The sequence below is a fragment of the Streptococcus lutetiensis genome (assembly GCF_900475675.1).
GTDB lineage: Bacteria > Bacillota > Bacilli > Lactobacillales > Streptococcaceae > Streptococcus > Streptococcus lutetiensis.
Map to the genome: position 1 here is coordinate 694291 of NZ_LS483403.1, position 16670 is coordinate 710960.

At 38.7% G+C, this 16670-nt stretch carries 16 protein-coding genes; 14 read left to right on the forward strand and 2 right to left on the reverse strand.

What is annotated here, in order from left to right; translation table 11 throughout:
- Positions 1 to 60 precede the first annotated feature (60 nt).
- From DQN23_RS03610 to DQN23_RS03620, 3 genes are all read left to right on the forward strand, one after another.
- Positions 61 to 663, forward strand: coding sequence for a nitroreductase family protein (locus DQN23_RS03610; RefSeq protein ID WP_111712732.1), 603 nt, complete (start codon positions 61 to 63; stop codon positions 661 to 663).
- 163 nt (positions 664 to 826) lie between these two features.
- Positions 827 to 2233: a dipeptidase PepV gene (gene pepV / locus DQN23_RS03615; RefSeq protein ID WP_058833117.1), complete on the forward strand. Its 1407-nt coding sequence runs from the start codon at positions 827 to 829 to the stop codon at positions 2231 to 2233.
- A 69-nt stretch (positions 2234 to 2302) separates the two neighbouring features.
- The gene (locus tag DQN23_RS03620) at positions 2303 to 2887 is read left to right on the forward strand and encodes a uracil-DNA glycosylase family protein (protein WP_058813809.1); all 585 of its coding nucleotides are present in this window, start codon (positions 2303 to 2305) and stop codon (positions 2885 to 2887) included.
- A gap of 36 nt (positions 2888 to 2923) precedes the next feature.
- Here the strand turns inward: DQN23_RS03620 and mnmE are convergent, their stop codons facing one another.
- Complete coding sequence (mnmE, locus tag DQN23_RS03625; RefSeq protein ID WP_111712733.1) at positions 2924 to 4297, reverse strand: tRNA uridine-5-carboxymethylaminomethyl(34) synthesis GTPase MnmE; 1374 nt, start codon at positions 4295 to 4297, stop codon at positions 2924 to 2926.
- A 212-nt stretch (positions 4298 to 4509) separates the two neighbouring features.
- On the opposite strand from mnmE, the gene rpiA reads away from it, so the two are divergent.
- From rpiA to DQN23_RS03655, 6 genes are all read left to right on the forward strand, one after another.
- Complete coding sequence (gene rpiA / locus DQN23_RS03630) at positions 4510 to 5184, forward strand: ribose-5-phosphate isomerase RpiA (protein ID WP_111712734.1); 675 nt, start codon at positions 4510 to 4512, stop codon at positions 5182 to 5184.
- Between the two features lie 134 nt (positions 5185 to 5318).
- Positions 5319 to 6530, forward strand: coding sequence for a phosphopentomutase (locus DQN23_RS03635; RefSeq protein WP_111712735.1), 1212 nt, complete (start codon positions 5319 to 5321; stop codon positions 6528 to 6530).
- Positions 6531 to 6539: 9 nt separating this feature from the next.
- The gene (locus DQN23_RS03640; protein ID WP_004231324.1) at positions 6540 to 7352 is read left to right on the forward strand and encodes a purine-nucleoside phosphorylase; all 813 of its coding nucleotides are present in this window, start codon (positions 6540 to 6542) and stop codon (positions 7350 to 7352) included.
- A gap of 101 nt (positions 7353 to 7453) precedes the next feature.
- A complete protein-coding gene (locus tag DQN23_RS03645) occupies positions 7454 to 8689 on the forward strand; it encodes a chloride channel protein (protein WP_233422897.1) in 1236 nt (411 codons plus the stop codon).
- A complete protein-coding gene (gene deoD / locus DQN23_RS03650; protein ID WP_111712737.1) occupies positions 8646 to 9353 on the forward strand; it encodes a purine-nucleoside phosphorylase in 708 nt (235 codons plus the stop codon). The genes DQN23_RS03645 and deoD overlap by 44 nt, the downstream gene beginning before the upstream one ends.
- Positions 9353 to 10129, forward strand: a complete 777-nt coding sequence (locus DQN23_RS03655; protein ID WP_111712738.1) for a LytR family transcriptional regulator — start codon at positions 9353 to 9355, stop codon at positions 10127 to 10129. The genes deoD and DQN23_RS03655 overlap by 1 nt, the downstream gene beginning before the upstream one ends.
- Before the next feature lie 34 nt (positions 10130 to 10163).
- Here the strand turns inward: DQN23_RS03655 and DQN23_RS03660 are convergent, their stop codons facing one another.
- Positions 10164 to 11072 carry a LysR family transcriptional regulator gene (locus DQN23_RS03660; protein ID WP_111712739.1) on the reverse strand — a complete coding sequence of 303 codons (909 nt, stop codon included), beginning with the start codon at positions 11070 to 11072 and terminating at the stop codon, positions 10164 to 10166.
- A gap of 453 nt (positions 11073 to 11525) precedes the next feature.
- Between DQN23_RS03660 and cpsA the strand changes: the two genes are divergently transcribed.
- The 5 genes from cpsA to DQN23_RS03685 are packed head-to-tail and all read left to right on the forward strand — an operon-like array spanning position 11526 to position 16645.
- Positions 11526 to 13040, forward strand: a complete 1515-nt coding sequence (cpsA, locus tag DQN23_RS03665) for an LCP family glycopolymer transferase CpsA (protein WP_111712740.1) — start codon at positions 11526 to 11528, stop codon at positions 13038 to 13040.
- A gap of 5 nt (positions 13041 to 13045) precedes the next feature.
- Positions 13046 to 13777, forward strand: coding sequence for a capsular polysaccharide biosynthesis protein Cps4B (gene cps4B / locus DQN23_RS03670; protein WP_111712741.1), 732 nt, complete (start codon positions 13046 to 13048; stop codon positions 13775 to 13777).
- Positions 13778 to 13785: 8 nt separating this feature from the next.
- On the forward strand, positions 13786 to 14475 hold the full coding sequence (locus tag DQN23_RS03675) for a Wzz/FepE/Etk N-terminal domain-containing protein (protein WP_111712742.1): 690 nt from the start codon (positions 13786 to 13788) through the stop codon (positions 14473 to 14475).
- 14 nt (positions 14476 to 14489) lie between these two features.
- Complete coding sequence (locus DQN23_RS03680) at positions 14490 to 15230, forward strand: tyrosine-protein kinase (RefSeq protein WP_111712743.1); 741 nt, start codon at positions 14490 to 14492, stop codon at positions 15228 to 15230.
- 38 nt (positions 15231 to 15268) lie between these two features.
- Positions 15269 to 16645 (forward strand): sugar transferase, encoded by a 1377-nt coding sequence (locus DQN23_RS03685; RefSeq protein ID WP_111712744.1) that lies wholly within the window; start codon positions 15269 to 15271, stop codon positions 16643 to 16645.
- The last annotated feature ends 25 nt before the right edge of the window (positions 16646 to 16670 follow it).

Below are 16670 nucleotides of genomic sequence, written 5' to 3' on the forward strand. Positions count from 1 at the left end.
AGTCTTTTTAAAAATGATAAAATAAAAGAGCATAAAAAAATTAAAAAGGAGGGTCGCTTAATGAAGTTTCTAGAATTGAACAAAAAGCGCCATGCCGTTAAAACATTCAATAGTAAACCTGTAGAATATAAAGATTTACGCACTGCAATTGAAATTGCTATTTTAGCACCTAGTGCTAACAATATTCAACCATGGAAATTTGTCATCGTCGAAGATAAAAAAGCGGAACTTGCTAAAGATCTTCCAAGTTTGAACAAAAAACAAGTTGAAGAAGCTCAATATGTTGTGGCACTCTTTACAGATACTGATTTAGTGCAACGCTCTCGTAAGATCGCTCGTATTGGGGTTAAATCATTGGATAATTCAAAACTTGGTTACTATATGGAAACATTGCCTGCTAGATATGCAGAATACGACGACAAGAGTAAAGGTGAATATCTTGCTTTAAACGCAGGACTTGTTGCAATGAACCTTGTGCTAGCTTTGACTGATCAAGATATTTCATCAAATATTCTTCTTGGATTTGACAAGTCTTTGACAAATGATATTCTAGATATTGATAAACGTTTTCGTCCAGAGCTCTTGATTACTGTTGGCTACAGTGATGATAAATCTGAACCAAGTTATCGTTTACCAGTCGACGAAATCATTGAGCGCCGCTAAGAGATTTTTAACGTTTATGCACCAAATCTAGTTAAGAATTTTCGCAAAACTAGGTTTACAAATCTTAAAATATGAGTTACTATGGGTTAGTTGACTCAAATGATAAACAATATAGTAGTTTTTCTGGTAAGGAAGAGCTACATTTATGGAGGAGTTATAAGAAATGACAGTAGACTTTAAAGCAGAAGTTGAAAAACGTAAAGATGCCATGATGGAAGACCTCTTTGCACTTTTGCGTATCAACTCTGAACGTGATGACAGCAAAGCTGACAAAGAACACCCATTTGGACCTGGTCCAGCAAAAGCTTTGGAACACTTTCTTGCAATGGCTGAACGCGATGGCTACAAAACTCGTAATATCGATAACTATGCTGGTGACTTTGAATTTGGTGAAGGTGACGAAGTACTTGGTATCTTTGCTCACTTGGACGTTGTGCCAGCAGGTAGCGGTTGGGATACAGATCCTTACGAACCAGTTATCAAAGACGGACGTCTTTATGCGCGTGGATCATCAGATGATAAAGGTCCTACAATGGCATGTTACTATGCCCTAAAAATCATCAAGGATCTTGGTCTTCCAGTATCTAAACGTGTTCGTTTCATCGTTGGTACTGACGAAGAATCAGGTTGGGGCGATATGGAATACTATTTCGCACATAACGGTTTGAAAGATCCTGATTTTGGATTCTCTCCAGATGCTGAATTCCCAATCATCAACGGTGAAAAAGGTAACATTACTGAATACCTTCACTTCGCAGGTGAAAATAACGGTGCTTTCACTTTGAATACTTTTGAAGCTGGTCTTCGTGACAACATGGTTCCAGAATCAGCAACAGCAGTATTTACAGCAGACAGCACTTTAGCTGAACTCCAAGAAAAACTTGCTGCTTTTACGGCTGCTGAAAATCTTAAAGCTGAGCTTGTTCAAGAAGGTGACGCTTTCCGCGCTACAGTAATCGGTAAATCAGCTCACGGTTCAACTCCAGAACTTGGTCTTAACGCAGCAACTTACCTTGCTAAATTCTTGGATCAATTTGCTTTTGATGGTGCAGCTAAAGTTTACCTTGATGTAACAGCTAACGTTCTTCACAAAGATTTCGCTGGTGAAAACCTTGGTGTTGCTTACACTGATGCGAAAATGGGTGCACTTAGCATGAACGCCGGTGTCTTCAAATTTGACCGCAACTCAGATGACAACACAATCACACTTAACTTCCGTTACCCACAAGGTACTGATTCTCAAACAATCAAAGCTGAACTTGAAAAACTTAACGGCGTAACTAAAGTGACTCTTTCAGATCACGAACACACACCTCACTACGTTCCAGCTGATGATCCATTGGTATCAACACTTCTTTCAGTTTACGAAAAACAAACTGGTTTGAAAGGTTACGAACAAGTTATCGGTGGTGGTACATTCGGTCGTCTTCTTAAACGCGGTGTTGCCTTCGGTGCTATGTTCCCAGATTACGTAAATACAATGCACCAAGCAAACGAATTCACAGATGTTGAAGATCTTTACCGTGCAGCTGCTATCTACGCTGAAGCACTTTACGAATTGATCAAATAATATAGAAAAAAGAAGAGGATTTTTGCGTTAGCAAAAGACTCTTCTTTATTTTTAGAAAGAAGTGATTGTATGGATAGCCTTGAACAATTAGTGGCTGATATTATGGCTGATGAGCAAAATGCTTCATACACCGAGCAAGGTATTAAGCCACTTTTTACTGTTCCAAAAAATGCTCGTATCAATATTGTTGGCCAAGCTCCAGGTATTCGAGCGCAAGAATCGGGACTTTATTGGAATGACCCGAGTGGGGATAATTTACGAAAATGGTTAGGCGTTGACCGTGAGACATTTTATAACTCTGGACTTTTTGCGGTGGTACCCATGGATTATTATTTCCCAGGTAAGGGAAAATCAGGTGATTTAGCGCCTCGAAAAGGTTTTGCGGATAAATGGCATAAGCGCACCCTAGCTTTAGCACCCAATATAGAGTTACATATTTTAGTTGGTTCTTATGCGCAGCGTTATTATCTTCATCAAAAATCCTCAGCTAAGCTTACGGATACCGTCAAACACTATAAAGACTATTTGCCAGAATTTTTCCCATTGGTGCACCCATCGCCACGAAATAACATTTGGCAGTGCAAGAATCCATGGTTTGAAGAAGAAGTCATCCCAGACCTTCAAAAGCGTGTCAAAGCTATTTTAGAAAAATAGGTATTAAAAAACTCGCCATCGTCTGGCGAGTTTTTCTTATTTCCCAAGACAGAATTGTGTGAAGAGTTTTGTGATTAATTCATCAGGTGCTGCATCACCTGTGACTTCACCGAGAATTTCCCAGCAACGTGTTAAATCAATTTGAAGAAGATCAACAGGCATTCCTAGTTCAAGCCCTTCATTGATGGCTTGCAAACTTTGCACCGCTTTTTCAATCAATGAAATATGGCGAGCGTTTGAAAGGTATGTTGCATCTTTTTCAACGATACCAGCGTTGTCAAAGAAGAGTTGGTTGATACGTTCTTCAATCAAATCAATGTTTTGATTGTTAAGAACTGAAATGCGAATCACATCATCAGGCAATTCATCAGCTTCAATTTTTTCAGGTAAATCAGTTTTATTAAGCAAGATAATGCGGTTGCTATCCTTACTGAGTTCAAGAAGAGCACGGTCTTGGTCAGTTAGCACTTCAGAGCTGTTAAGGACAAGAAGGACCAAATCAGCTTCCTCAAGAGCTTTTTTAGAACGTTCCACACCGATTTTTTCAACCACGTCATCTGTTTCACGAATACCAGCGGTATCAACCAATTTCAAAGGCACACCTTTGATGTTGACGTATTCTTCAATCACGTCACGGGTTGTTCCTTCGATGTCAGTAACAATGGCTTTGTCTTCACGGAGCAGATTGTTCAAAAGACTTGATTTCCCAACGTTTGGACGACCGATGATAGCAGTTGACAAACCTTCGCGAAGGATTTTACCACGTTTTGCAGTAGCCAAGAGATTTTCTAAAAGGCTTTGGAATTCTTGTGTTTTTTCACGAATAAGAGCTGTTGTCATTTCTTCCACGTCGTCGTACTCAGGGTAATCGATGTTTACCTCAACTTGAGCAAGGGTATTTAGAATTTCTTGACGGGTATCATTGATAAGTTTTGAAAGTGAACCATCTAGCTGTTTGACAGCAATATTCATAGCTTTGTCAGTCTTAGCACGGATGATATCCATAACGGCTTCCGCTTGAGTCAAGTCCACACGACCATTCAAAAAAGCACGTTTGGTAAATTCACCAGGTTCAGCCAGACGAGCACCTTGACGAAGAAGGAGTTGCAAGATTTCGTTAGTAACGGCAACCCCACCGTGCGTATTAATCTCAATGACATTTTCACGTGTGAACGTTTTTGGTGCCAACATGACAGAGACCATAACCTCATCGAGAATTTCATCATTATCAGGATCAACAATATGCCCGTAATTAATCGTATGTGAGGCAACTTTTGACAAATCTTTACCACGATAAACTTTTTGAGCAATAGCTAGCGCGTCAGTCCCAGAAAGTCGGACAATTCCGATAGCCCCTTCCCCTAGAGGTGTTGAAATCGCAGCAATTGTGTCGAATTCTTTTGTAATCATTTATGTCATTCCAATCTGTTATTTTCAAAAAAATATCTTATTTAATTGTAACGCAAAAAATTTTTTCAAGCAATAGAAGAGGGCTGAAAGTAAAGGAGCAGAAAAGCTACTTTTGAGTAATCCATTGTAGCGAAAACACCCTAAATCATGATATAATAGTTAGTTGGAAATAGGTAATTTTTGTTTTACATATAAATTTAGGTGAGGTTGTTATGGAAAAACTTAAAAAAATGGCTGGTGTTACAGCTGCTCAGTATGTGAAAGACGGCATGGTTGTTGGACTTGGAACTGGTTCAACAGCATATTTCTTCGTTGAAGAAATCGGTCGTCGTATGAAAGAAGAAGGTCTTAAAGTTGTCGGTGTGACAACTTCAAGCCAAACAACAGCTCAAGCAGAAGGTCTTGGTATTCCTTTGAAAGCCGTTGATGATATCGATGATATCGATGTAACTGTCGACGGTGCTGATGAAGTGGATAAAAACTTCAACGGCATCAAAGGTGGCGGCGGTGCTCTTCTTATGGAAAAAATCGTTGCTACACCAAGCAAAGAATACATCTGGGTTGTTGACGAATCTAAAATGGTCGACACACTCGGTGCTTTCAAATTGCCTGTAGAAGTCGTACAATATGGTGCTGACCGCATTTTCCGTGAATTTGAGAAAAAAGGTTACAAACCATCATACCGTATGTCGGATGGCGAACGCTTTGTGACTGATATGAAAAACTACATCATTGACCTTGACCTTGGCGTGATTGAAAATCCAGTTGAATTTGGTAAAGAATTGAAAGCTATGGTTGGTGTCGTTGAGCACGGTCTTTTCAACGGTATGGTTAACAAAGTTATCGTTGCTGGCAAAGACGGCGTTAAAATTTTAGAAGCTAAATAAAGAAAGTTTACAGGAGATGGTTTGACTGGTTCAGCCGATATCTCCTGTTTGCATGTTATCGTCATTATGATTTCTAATCGATTTGATTAGGAGGTTTTGGGTGCCAACCGTAACCACCCTAGAGTAGGAAAACTATGTCAACTTTTAATCGTATTCACCTTGTCGTACTTGATTCAGTCGGAATTGGTGCAGCACCAGATGCCAATAACTTTGTCAATGCTGGTGTGCCAGACGGTGCATCAGATACACTTGGTCACATTTCAAAAACTGTAGGACTTAATGTTCCAAACATGGCTAAAGTTGGTCTTGGAAATATTCCTCGTGAAACTCCTCTAAAAACAGTTCCAGCTGAAGCTCAACCAACAGGTTATGCAACTAAACTTGAAGAAGTTTCTCTTGGTAAAGACACAATGACTGGTCACTGGGAAATCATGGGTCTTAACATTACAGAACCATTTGATACATTCCTTGGTGGATTTCCAGAAGAAATTTTAACTAAAATCGAAGAATTTTCAGGACGTAAAGTCATTCGTGAAGCTAACAAACCTTACTCAGGTACAGCAGTTATCGATGACTTTGGTCCACATCAAATGGAAACTGGCGAGTTAATCATCTACACATCAGCTGACCCAGTACTTCAAATCGCTGCTCACGAAGATGTCATCCCAGTAGAAGAGCTTTACAAAATCTGTGAATACGCTCGTTCAATCACACTAGAACGTCCAGCTCTTCTTGGTCGTATCATTGCACGTCCATACGTTGGTGAGCCTGGTAACTTCACACGTACAGCAAACCGTCGTGACTATGCCTTGTCACCATTTGGTCCAACAGTTTTGAATAAATTGGCTGACGCTGGTATTCCAACATACGGTGTTGGTAAAATCAATGATATCTTCAACGGTTCAGGTATTACAAATGACATGGGACACAACAAATCAAACATGCACGGTGTTGACACTCTTCTTAAAACAATGCAATTGCCTGAATTCACAAAAGGCTTGTCATTTACAAACTTAGTTGACTTTGATGCCATGTACGGTCACCGTCGTAATGCTCAAGGTTACCGTGATTGCCTTGAAGATTTCGACAAACGTGTGCCTGAAATCTTGGAAAGCATGAAAGAAGATGACCTTCTTCTAATCACTGCTGACCACGGTAATGACCCAACTTACACTGGTACAGACCACACTCGTGAATACGTTCCATTATTGGCATACAGCCCAGCATTTAAAGGAAACGGTGTCTTGCCAGTTGGTCATTTTGCAGATATCTCAGCAACAATTGCTGAAAACTTTGGTGTTGAAAAAGCAATGATTGGTGAATCATTCTTAGATAAATTAGTATAAGAGGTAATTATGTCTACAATTATTGAAAAAATTGAAGAAGCACGTCAGTTTTTAGTGTCACAAGCGTGTGACGCCCCAGAATTTGGACTTATTCTTGGTTCAGGTCTTGGTGAATTGGCTGAAGAAATCGAAAATGCTGTTGTTATTCCTTACGAAAAAATCCCAAACTGGGGTAAATCAACAGTAGCAGGTCACGCAGGCCAATTGGTTTATGGTGACCTTGGTGGTCACAAAGTTCTTGCTCTTCAAGGACGTTTCCATTTTTACGAAGGAAATCCAATGGAATTGGTGACTTTCCCAGTGCGCGTGATGAAAGCTCTTGGTTGTAAAGGTCTTATCGTAACAAATGCTGCTGGTGGTATCGGCTTTGGTCCTGGTACATTGATGGCAATTTCTGACCACATCAACATGACTGGTCAAAATCCATTGATTGGTGCTAACCTTGATGACTTCGGACCTCGTTTCCCAGATATGTCAGATGCTTACACTGCTGAATACCGAGCAATCGCTCACAAAGTTGCTGAAAAAATCGGTATTAAACTTGACGAAGGTGTTTACCTTGGTGTGTCAGGTCCATGTTACGAAACACCTGCTGAAATTCGTGCCTTCCAAACTCTTGGTGCGGATGCTGTAGGTATGTCAACTGTTCCAGAAGTTATCGTTGCCGCTCACTCAGGCTTGAAAGTTCTTGGAATCTCAGCTATTACAAACCATGCTGCAGGTTTCCAAAGCTCACTTAACCACGAAGAAGTTGTTGCTGTTACACAACAAATTAAAGAAGACTTCAAAACACTTGTCAAATCAGTTTTGGCAGAACTATAATTTAGGAAATTTACCTTAAAACGTATTTAAAAAGTATTTTTTAGATGCATTTACAAAATAATCGATTTAAACATTTTAGCTACTGTTTACGTTTTGGAGGAGTGCTGATTTTAACAGCTTTGATAGCTGGTTTAGGTGGCATCTTACTTCATGAATTTTTAGACTTAATTGAGTACCTGGTTTTTGGTCACGGCGAGACATCGACCACTCAAGCAGTTTCGTCCAAGCAGTTCATTTTGATTGTCCTTGCAGGGATTATCTCAGCGATTCTCTGGTGTTTTTTACAACGAAAAAATCGTCAGATTATTTCTGTCAAATCTCAGATGAAAGCTGAAAATCCAGCATCGAGAATACCAAAACTTTGGATTCACTTGACCAATATTTTCTTGCAAGTGGCCTCTGTTGGTGCAGGCTCACCAATCGGAAAAGAAGGAGCGCCTCGCGAACTTGGTGCCTTGGGAGCTGGACGTGTATCTGACTACTTGAAACTAACCTTACAAGATAGAAAGCTCGCAATTGCTTGTGGGGCTTCGGCTGGTCTAGCGGCAGTTTATCAAGTACCAGTTGCCAGTATCTTTTTCGCCTTTGAAACGCTTGGGTTGGGAATTTCAGTTCTTAATCTGATTTCCGTCTCAGTAACGACGATTTTAGCAAGCATCGTAGCAGGAGTGGTCATCTCAGATGCGCCACTTTATGAGACTGCTCAAGTAACGCTGGATGTAAAGACTACTCTTTTAGCAATGTTTCTTGTGGTTCTCATCTCACCAATAGCACAGCTATTTCGCAGACTTACCCAAAAAGCACAAGCCCAAAAAACGACTGACCACACCATTTTATGGCGCTTACCACTGACTTTTCTACTATTAGCTAGTTTATCGCTTATTTTTCCTGAGATTTTGGGAAATGGCGGAGCTTTGGCGCAAGGTGTATTTGATGGTATGACTGTTCAGTATGCTGCTGTGATTGTTGTCGTTAAGGCGTTTGTGGTCTTGCTGACGCTAAAAAATGGCGCATACGGTGGAACCTTGACTCCCTCATTTTCAATGGGAGCAGTTCTGGGATTTCTTGGTGCTGTGCTTTGTAGCCAAATCTTTCCAACTATTTCACTAGCCTCAGCTATGCTCATCGGCTCAAGTGTATTCTTAGCAATCACAATGAATGCACCGCTGACAGCAGTAGGCTTAGTTGTCTCATTTACAGGACAAAAGCTTCAAGCCCTGCCAGTCTTATTAATCGCAGTAGCGCTAGCTATTGTCATCAAAAAAATTATTGAATATATTGAAAGGAAAATTTATGTCAATCCATATCGAAGCCAAACAAGGCGAAATCGCAGATAAAATCTTACTTCCGGGAGACCCACTCCGTGCAAAATTCATTGCTGAAAACTTCCTAGAAGATGCTGTTTGCTTTAACAATGTCCGTGGCATGCTTGGTTTCACAGGTACTTACAAAGGTGAACGTGTCAGTGTTATGGGAACAGGTATGGGTATGCCATCAATTTCTATCTACGCGACTGAACTTATCCAATCATACGGCGTTAAAAAATTAATCCGTGTCGGAACAGCTGGCTCACTTAATAAAGACGTTCACGTTCGCGAACTTGTTTTGGCACAAGCAGCAGCAACAACATCAAGCATGATTAAAAATGAATGGCCACAATATGATTTTCCACAAATTGCTGATTTTACCTTGCTTGACAAAGCCTACCATATTGCTAAAGACCTTGGTATGACAACTCACGTTGGTAGCGTGTTATCTGTTGACGCTTTTTATTCAGATTTTGCTGAAAACAATGTCAAACTCGGGCAACTTGGTGTGAAAGCTGTTGAGATGGAAGCCGCTGCACTTTACTATCTCGCAGCAAAACACGGCGTTCAAGCACTCGGTATCATGACGATTTCTGATAGCCTTGTTGCTGACGAAGATACAACCGCTCAAGAACGCCAAACCACTTTCACAGACATGATGAAAGTTGGTCTTGAGACTCTTATTGCTGATTAATGCAAGAAATATACGAGACGATAGACATCCTTTTGGATGTCTATGCTTATAATCACGCTTGGAAAATAGCAGAGCAGCACAGTGATTTTCCAGCACAGAGCCGTTATCTTTTAGAAATGTTAAAAGAGCGTAGGGAACTTAACGTTGACTTTGCTTTTTCACATGCAGCAGAAAATCAAGCGATTTTAGTCAATTATGGCGTTTCAATCATTAGCAATGCGTATGAAGAAGAACAATTAGCAAATTATATTATGGATTTGGAAGCTAAGGTGAAAAATGGCAATATCATTGATTTTGTCCGCTCTGTTAGTCCAATTCTATATCGGCTCTTTCAACGTCTTGCCAAACGCGAAATTCCAAATTTGGAAAACTATATCCACGATGCTAAAAATGACCAGTATGATACTTGGCTGTTTACAAAAATGAAGCAGAGCGACTATGCTATTTTTCATAGATACCTTAAGATTCGTCGTGATGGCAAAGTGACTTCAAAAGCTTTGGCAGAACTCTTACAATACGGACAACTTCCTAAGGAAATTAAACAGTTAATCAGCGAACTTCGTAATTTTGAAAAATCCGTTCGGAATCCCCTAGCCCACCTCATTAAGCCTTTTGACGAAGAAGAACTGCACCGAACAACAAATTTCTCATCCCAAGCCTTTCTAGATAAAATCATTGCCCTTGCTACCTATGCAGGTGTCAAATATAACAAAGAAAAATTCTATTTAGACCAAGTTAATGACATTATCAAAAGTGAGTTGAAGAGAAATGGATAGAATATAAAAACTCTTGGACAATGTCCAAGAGTTTTTAGTTATCAAATTGTACTTCTTCAAGTAGATAATCGATAAAACGTTCGCCCATTTTTGAAAGATTAGACTTTTCGTGGCGAATGTAGACAATATCAATCATATCTTCAACGTCAAGCGGAATTGATACGATGTCATCACCATTAAGGTTGCTATTTAAGATACCTGTTGCAATAGTGTAGCCGTCAAGACCAATCAAGAGATTGAAAAGCGTCGCACGGTCACTGACAACGATTGATTTTTTGTGTGGGATTTGTGACAAGATTTCTTCAGAGAAGTAAAAAGAGTTGTGAATTCCTTGATCGTAGCTAAGATAAGGAAATTCTTCCAAATCTTCCATAGTTACCAGTGTCTTTTCAGCTAGCGGATTATTTTTGCTGACAAAAATGTGCGGACGAGTTTTGAAAAGACTGGTATAAGTCAAATGATTGTCATCAAACATCTTTGTCAAGACATCACGGTTGTAGCTATTTAGAAAAAGCACCCCGATTTCAGAACGAAAATTTTTGACGTCATCAATGATTTCGTATGTTCGGGTTTCACGAAGGAAAAGCTCATAGCGTGTCATGTCTGTCTTTTTCAGAAGTGAAACAAAAGCATTCACCACAAAAGCATAGTGCTGCGCAGAGACGCTAAAGAGCTCACGGTTGGTGTTTTTGCTCTTGTAACGTTCCTCTAAAAGCGCTGTTTGTTCAAGTATTTGGCGCGCATAAGAAAGAAACTCAACCCCGTCTTTTGTCAGAGTGATTCCCTTAGGATTACGAATAAAAATCTCAATCCCCATCTCGTGTTCCAGGTCACGAACGGCATTTGACAAACTTGGCTGAGTGATGAAGAGTTGTTTTGCAGCCTCGTTCATACTGCCCGTTTCCACGATTTTAACGATGTAGTGTAATTGTTGTATTCTCATAGCCTTAGTTTAGCTCAAAATCGTAAATCCCGCAAGTAGTGGAAATACTATTGATGTGAAAGCGATAAAAAGACAAACTTTTGGATTAAAAGTCTAAAAATAAAAGGAAGAAGCTTTTCTAATGATAGCGCTTCCAATTTTTATACTTAAAAGATCATTTTGTTTGGAATTTACATCTAAAAATGGATAAAACTTGAAAAATGCACAAAAACTTACAATAAAAAGCGAATGATTACATTATGGTAACTTCCTTTCCAAAAACATAACAAAAAAGTAACAAATCCATAAAAAAAACAGTATTTTTAAAAGAAGTAAAACGTTGTCAAAACTAATATTTATAAAAAGTATAAGAATTATCATGTAAAGTTACAGTTTTTTAGAAATTGCAATAACCCTTAAAAAATGGTAAAATAAGAACGTTAATAATCAATTAGGAAGCGGAGATTTATTAAAATGCCGACTCACTCACATCATCATAATAGTTACCATGGTTACCATCACAGTAGTCATCATAAGCACCATAAGAGCTCACGGCGGCGCTCTCGATTTGCTGATTTGAAGATTGTAAATGCGATGCTTTTACTCCTGTATGCTGTACTTGCTGGTCTTGCCACATATATGATGTATGCTCATCATATCTTGGCATTTAGGCATCTTAACGTTGTTTATAGTATTATATTGGTAGCTATTTTTGCTTTGTGTTTAACATTGAGCATTCTTAAAAAGAGCAGGGTTCTAACAACAGTGCTTTTGATTGTCTTTTCTATCATTGCTGCAGTTTCCCTCTTTGCCTTTAAGTCATTGGTCGATGTAGCACATAATATGAATGAAACAGCCTCTTACTCAGAGATTGAGATGAGTGTGGTTGTTCCAAGCAATAGCTCAGTTAATGATGTATCTGATCTCACAAGTGTTCAAGCACCGACAGATGCTGACGGTAGCAATATCAATGAACTGTTGTCTCATATTAAGTCAGAAAAGGGAGTAGATTTAGCGACAGAAAAAGTTGATTCTTATCAAGCTGCTTATGAGAACTTAGTTAACGGATCAAGTCAAGCTATGGTCTTTAACAATGCTTATTCAAGCTTGCTTGAAATGTCTTATGAGAATTTTCAATCAAATCTTAAGACCATCTACTCTTATAAGATTAAGACAAGTATTAAAGACGAAGCTAAAGCACATGATTCAAATGTCTTTAACATTTACATCAGTGGTATTGATACCTATGGTTCAATTTCAACGGTTTCACGTTCAGATGTCAACTTAATCTTAACAGTCAATATGAATACTCATAAGATTTTGATGACGGAGACGCCTCGAGATGCTTATGTTAAGATTCCAGATGGTGGCGCTGATCAATATGATAAATTAACCCACGCTGGTATCTATGGTGTTGAAACCTCAGAGAAGACTCTTGAAAACCTCTATGGCATCACCATTGACTACTATGCTCGTCTTAACTTTGATTCATTCTTGAAGTTGATTGATGCACTAGGTGGTGTAACGGTTTATAATAGTCAGGCATTTACAAGTCTTCATGGTAACTATGATTTTCCAGTTGGAAATGTGACTCTTGATTCTGATAAAGCTCTCGGTTTTGTTCGTGAACGTTATAGCCTCGAACATGGTGATTATGACCGCGGTAATAACCAAATGAAAGTCATTCAAGCAATCCTCAATAAAATGACTTCGTTAAAATCAGTTTCTAATTATTCAACGATTATTTCAAATGTACAAGATTCAATTCAGACAGATATGAAACTTGACACTGTGATGAAATTGGTCAACAGTCAATTGGATTCAGGTAAGAAATTTACAATTACATCACAAGAAGTAACAGGTACAGGTTCTACTGGTGAGTTGACTTCGTATGCCATGCCAACTGCAAGTCTTTATATGATTCAGTTGGATGATGCTAGTGTTGCTAAAGCTTCGCAAGCCATTAAAGATGTTATGGAAGGTAAGTAAGTTAGATGATAGATATTCACTCACATATCGTTTTTGACGTGGATGATGGACCATCTACTATAGAAGAAAGTTTAGCTTTGATTGGGGAAAGTTACCGTCAGGGCGTACGCACCATCGTCTCAACGTCACACAGACGACGCGATTTGTTTAAGACACCAGAGGAAAAGATCTGGGAAAACTTTAAGCAAGTCAAGGAAGCGGCAGAAGCTAAGTTTGAAGGACTTGAGATTTTATATGGTGGAGAACTCTACTATAATAATGCGCTTCTTGAGAAGTTAGAAAATCACCAAGTGCCTCGCATGAACGATACACAGTTTGCTTTGATTGAGTTTAGCATGAAGACTCCGTGGAAGGAGATTCATGACGGACTAACAAAAGTCCTCATGCTTGGGGTCACACCAATCATTGCTCACATCGAACGTTACGATGCACTCGAAAATCAAGAAGAGCGCGTGCGTGAGCTGATTAACATGGGGTGCTACACACAGATTAATAGCGCACATGTTTTAAAAGCAAAACTCTTTGGTGATAAATACCGTAAGTTCAAAAAGCGCGCACGTTATTTCTTAGAAAAGAACGTAGTTCATATCGTTGCTAGCGATATGCATAATCTAGATGCTCGTCCGCCATATATGGATGTGGCGCGTGACATCATTGCCCAAGAGTTTGGCACAAGCCGTGCTTCTCGACTCTTTGAAGAAAATGCTAAAACCTTATTAGAAAATAAAGATTTATAGGAGTATGTATGAATACAAATGACAATGCAAGTATCGAAATTGACGTTTTGTACTTGCTAAGAAAGTTATGGAGTAAAAAATTCTTTATCATATTTGTTGGTCTTCTTGTTGGGACAATTGCTTTACTAGGTAGTGTTTTCTTCATTAAACCTAAGTATACCTCTACGACACGTATCTACGTTGTTAGCCGTAGCAGCGATACAAGTCTTACTAACCAAGACCTTCAAGCAGGGTCTTACTTGGTTAACGACTACAAGGAAGTTATCACATCAAGTGAAGTCTTGTCATCAGTTATTGACCAAGAAAAACTCTCAATGTCTACTGGTGAACTTTCTAAAGAAATTGCGGTAACTATCCCAACAGATACTCGTGTCATTTCAATTGCTGTTACAGATACAGATGCGCAAAGAGCTTGTGATATCGCAAATACTGTTCGCCAAGTAGCTGCTGAAAAGATCAAAGCTGTTACAAAAGTTGATGATGTAACAACACTTGAATCTGCGACAAAACCAAGCCACCCATCATCACCAAATGTTAAGAAAAATGCTGCTATTGGTGCTCTTGCTGGGGTATTCTTAGCTATCGTAGGAATCTTGGTAGCAGAAGTGCTTGATGATCGTGTTCGTCGTCCAGAAGACGTCGAAGAAGTGCTTGGTATGACACTTTTAGGAGTTGTACCAGATATTGATAAATTATAAGGAGAAAAATTGTAATGCCACAGTTAGAATTAGTGAGAGCTAAAGCTCAAATGGTTAAATCTATGGAGGAATATTACAATTCTATCCGTACCAATATTCAATTTAGTGGACGTGATTTAAAAGTAATTACGTTAACTTCGGCTCAACCTGGCGAAGGAAAATCAACAACGTCTGTTAACCTTGCAATTTCTTTTGCGCGTGCAGGTTTCCGTACACTTTTGATTGATGCGGATACACGTAATTCAGTCATGTCAGGAACGTTTAAATCTAATGAACGTTATCAGGGGTTGACAAGTTTCTTATCTGGAAATGCAGAGTTGTCAGATGTTATTTGTGACACAAGTATTGATAATTTGATGATTATTCCTGCTGGGCAAGTTCCACCAAATCCAACATCGTTGATTCAAAATGATAACTTCAAAGCGATGATTGAAACTGTTCGTGGACTTTACGACTATGTTATCATTGATACACCACCGCTTGGTTTGGTTATTGATGCTGCTATCCTAGCACACCATTCAGATGCTAGCTTGCTTGTGACAAAAGCAGGAGAAGATAGACGTCGTACAGTTACGAAACTAAAGGAACAATTGGAACAAAGTGGTTCAGTTTTCCTTGGTATTATTTTGAATAAATATGATATTAACTTAGATAAGTATGGTTCATATGGTAGTTACGGTGGGTACGGTGTTTATGGCAATTACGGAAAAAGTGAAGAAAAAACAAAAATTGGTAGAGGTAAACGAAAAAAATAGCTGATACCTTTACCTTAGAATAGGGAACAGGGAGTTATATGTATAGCGAAGATTCGAAAAAGAAAGTTTATTACCTTTTGTCGGATATTATAGCATTAGTGGTAAGTTACCTCATCTTAGCACAATTTTATCCTTATCATCTTTTTGATAGTAAATTCTTTGCAGTTGTTTTTGGGATTTTAATTGTGATTGTTGGTGTTTTGAGCGATGAATACTCTTCAATTACAAATCGTGGTTATTTAAAAGAATTAAAGGCATCTGTGATTTATGGTATGAAAGTTTTAGTTTTATTTACTTTTGTACTGATACTTGGAAAAATTCGTTTTATCCATGACATTTCACAGATGTCTTATTTCTTCTTGGGGCAAATTTTTATTTTAGTAAGCCTTTTTGTCTTCATTGGACGTATTTTAGTTAAGAATCTTTTCAAAAGTCATGCAAGAGACATTAAGCAGGTATTGTTTGTCACGGATTTTACGAATGGTCAGGAAGTCATTAAAGAGCTTAAACATTCCAATTACCATATCGCTGCTTACATCAGTCGCCGTGATAATCCTGACATTTCACAGCCTATCTTAAAAAGTACTAAAGAAATTAGAGATTTTGTAGCAAATCACCAAGTTGACGAGATATTTGTTTCCAGAAATTACAAAGATGATTTTATAGAATTTGCTCATTGCTTAAAATTGTTAGGAATTCCAACGACAGTAGCTGTTGGGAATTGTTCGGACTTCTATGTTGGAAATAGTGTTCTAAAAAAAGTAGGTGATACGACCTTCATAACGACAGCATTCAATATTGTAAAATTCCGTCAGGTTGCTTTAAAACGTCTTATGGATATTGCGATGGCTTTAGTTGGCTTAGTGATTACTGGGATTGTAGCTATTATTATTGCACCGATAGTCAAGAAACAATCACCAGGACCGTTGATTTTCAAGCAAAAACGTGTCGGTAAAAATGGTAAAATCTTTAATATTTACAAGTTCAGAAGCATGTATACAGATGCGGAAGAACGTAAAAAAGAACTGTTAGCGCAAAACGATTTGGATACTAATTTGATGTTTAAAATGGAAGATGACCCTCGAATCTTTCCATTTGGACACAAGCTTCGCGATTGGTCCCTTGATGAGCTACCTCAGTTTATCAATGTCCTAAAAGGAGATATGTCTCTTGTCGGGACACGTCCACCAACGCTTGATGAGTATCGCCATTATGAATTACATCATTTCAAACGAATGACAACAAAACCTGGTATCACAGGACTTTGGCAAGTCAGTGGTCGTAGTGATATCACCGACTTTGAAGAAGTTGTCGCTCTTGATATGAAATACATTCAAAACTGGAGTATCAGCAATGATATCAAAATCATTGCAAAAACAGTAAAAGTAGTATTGAAGAGAGAGGGGAGCAGATAAAATCTGCAACTCTCTTTTTGTTTAG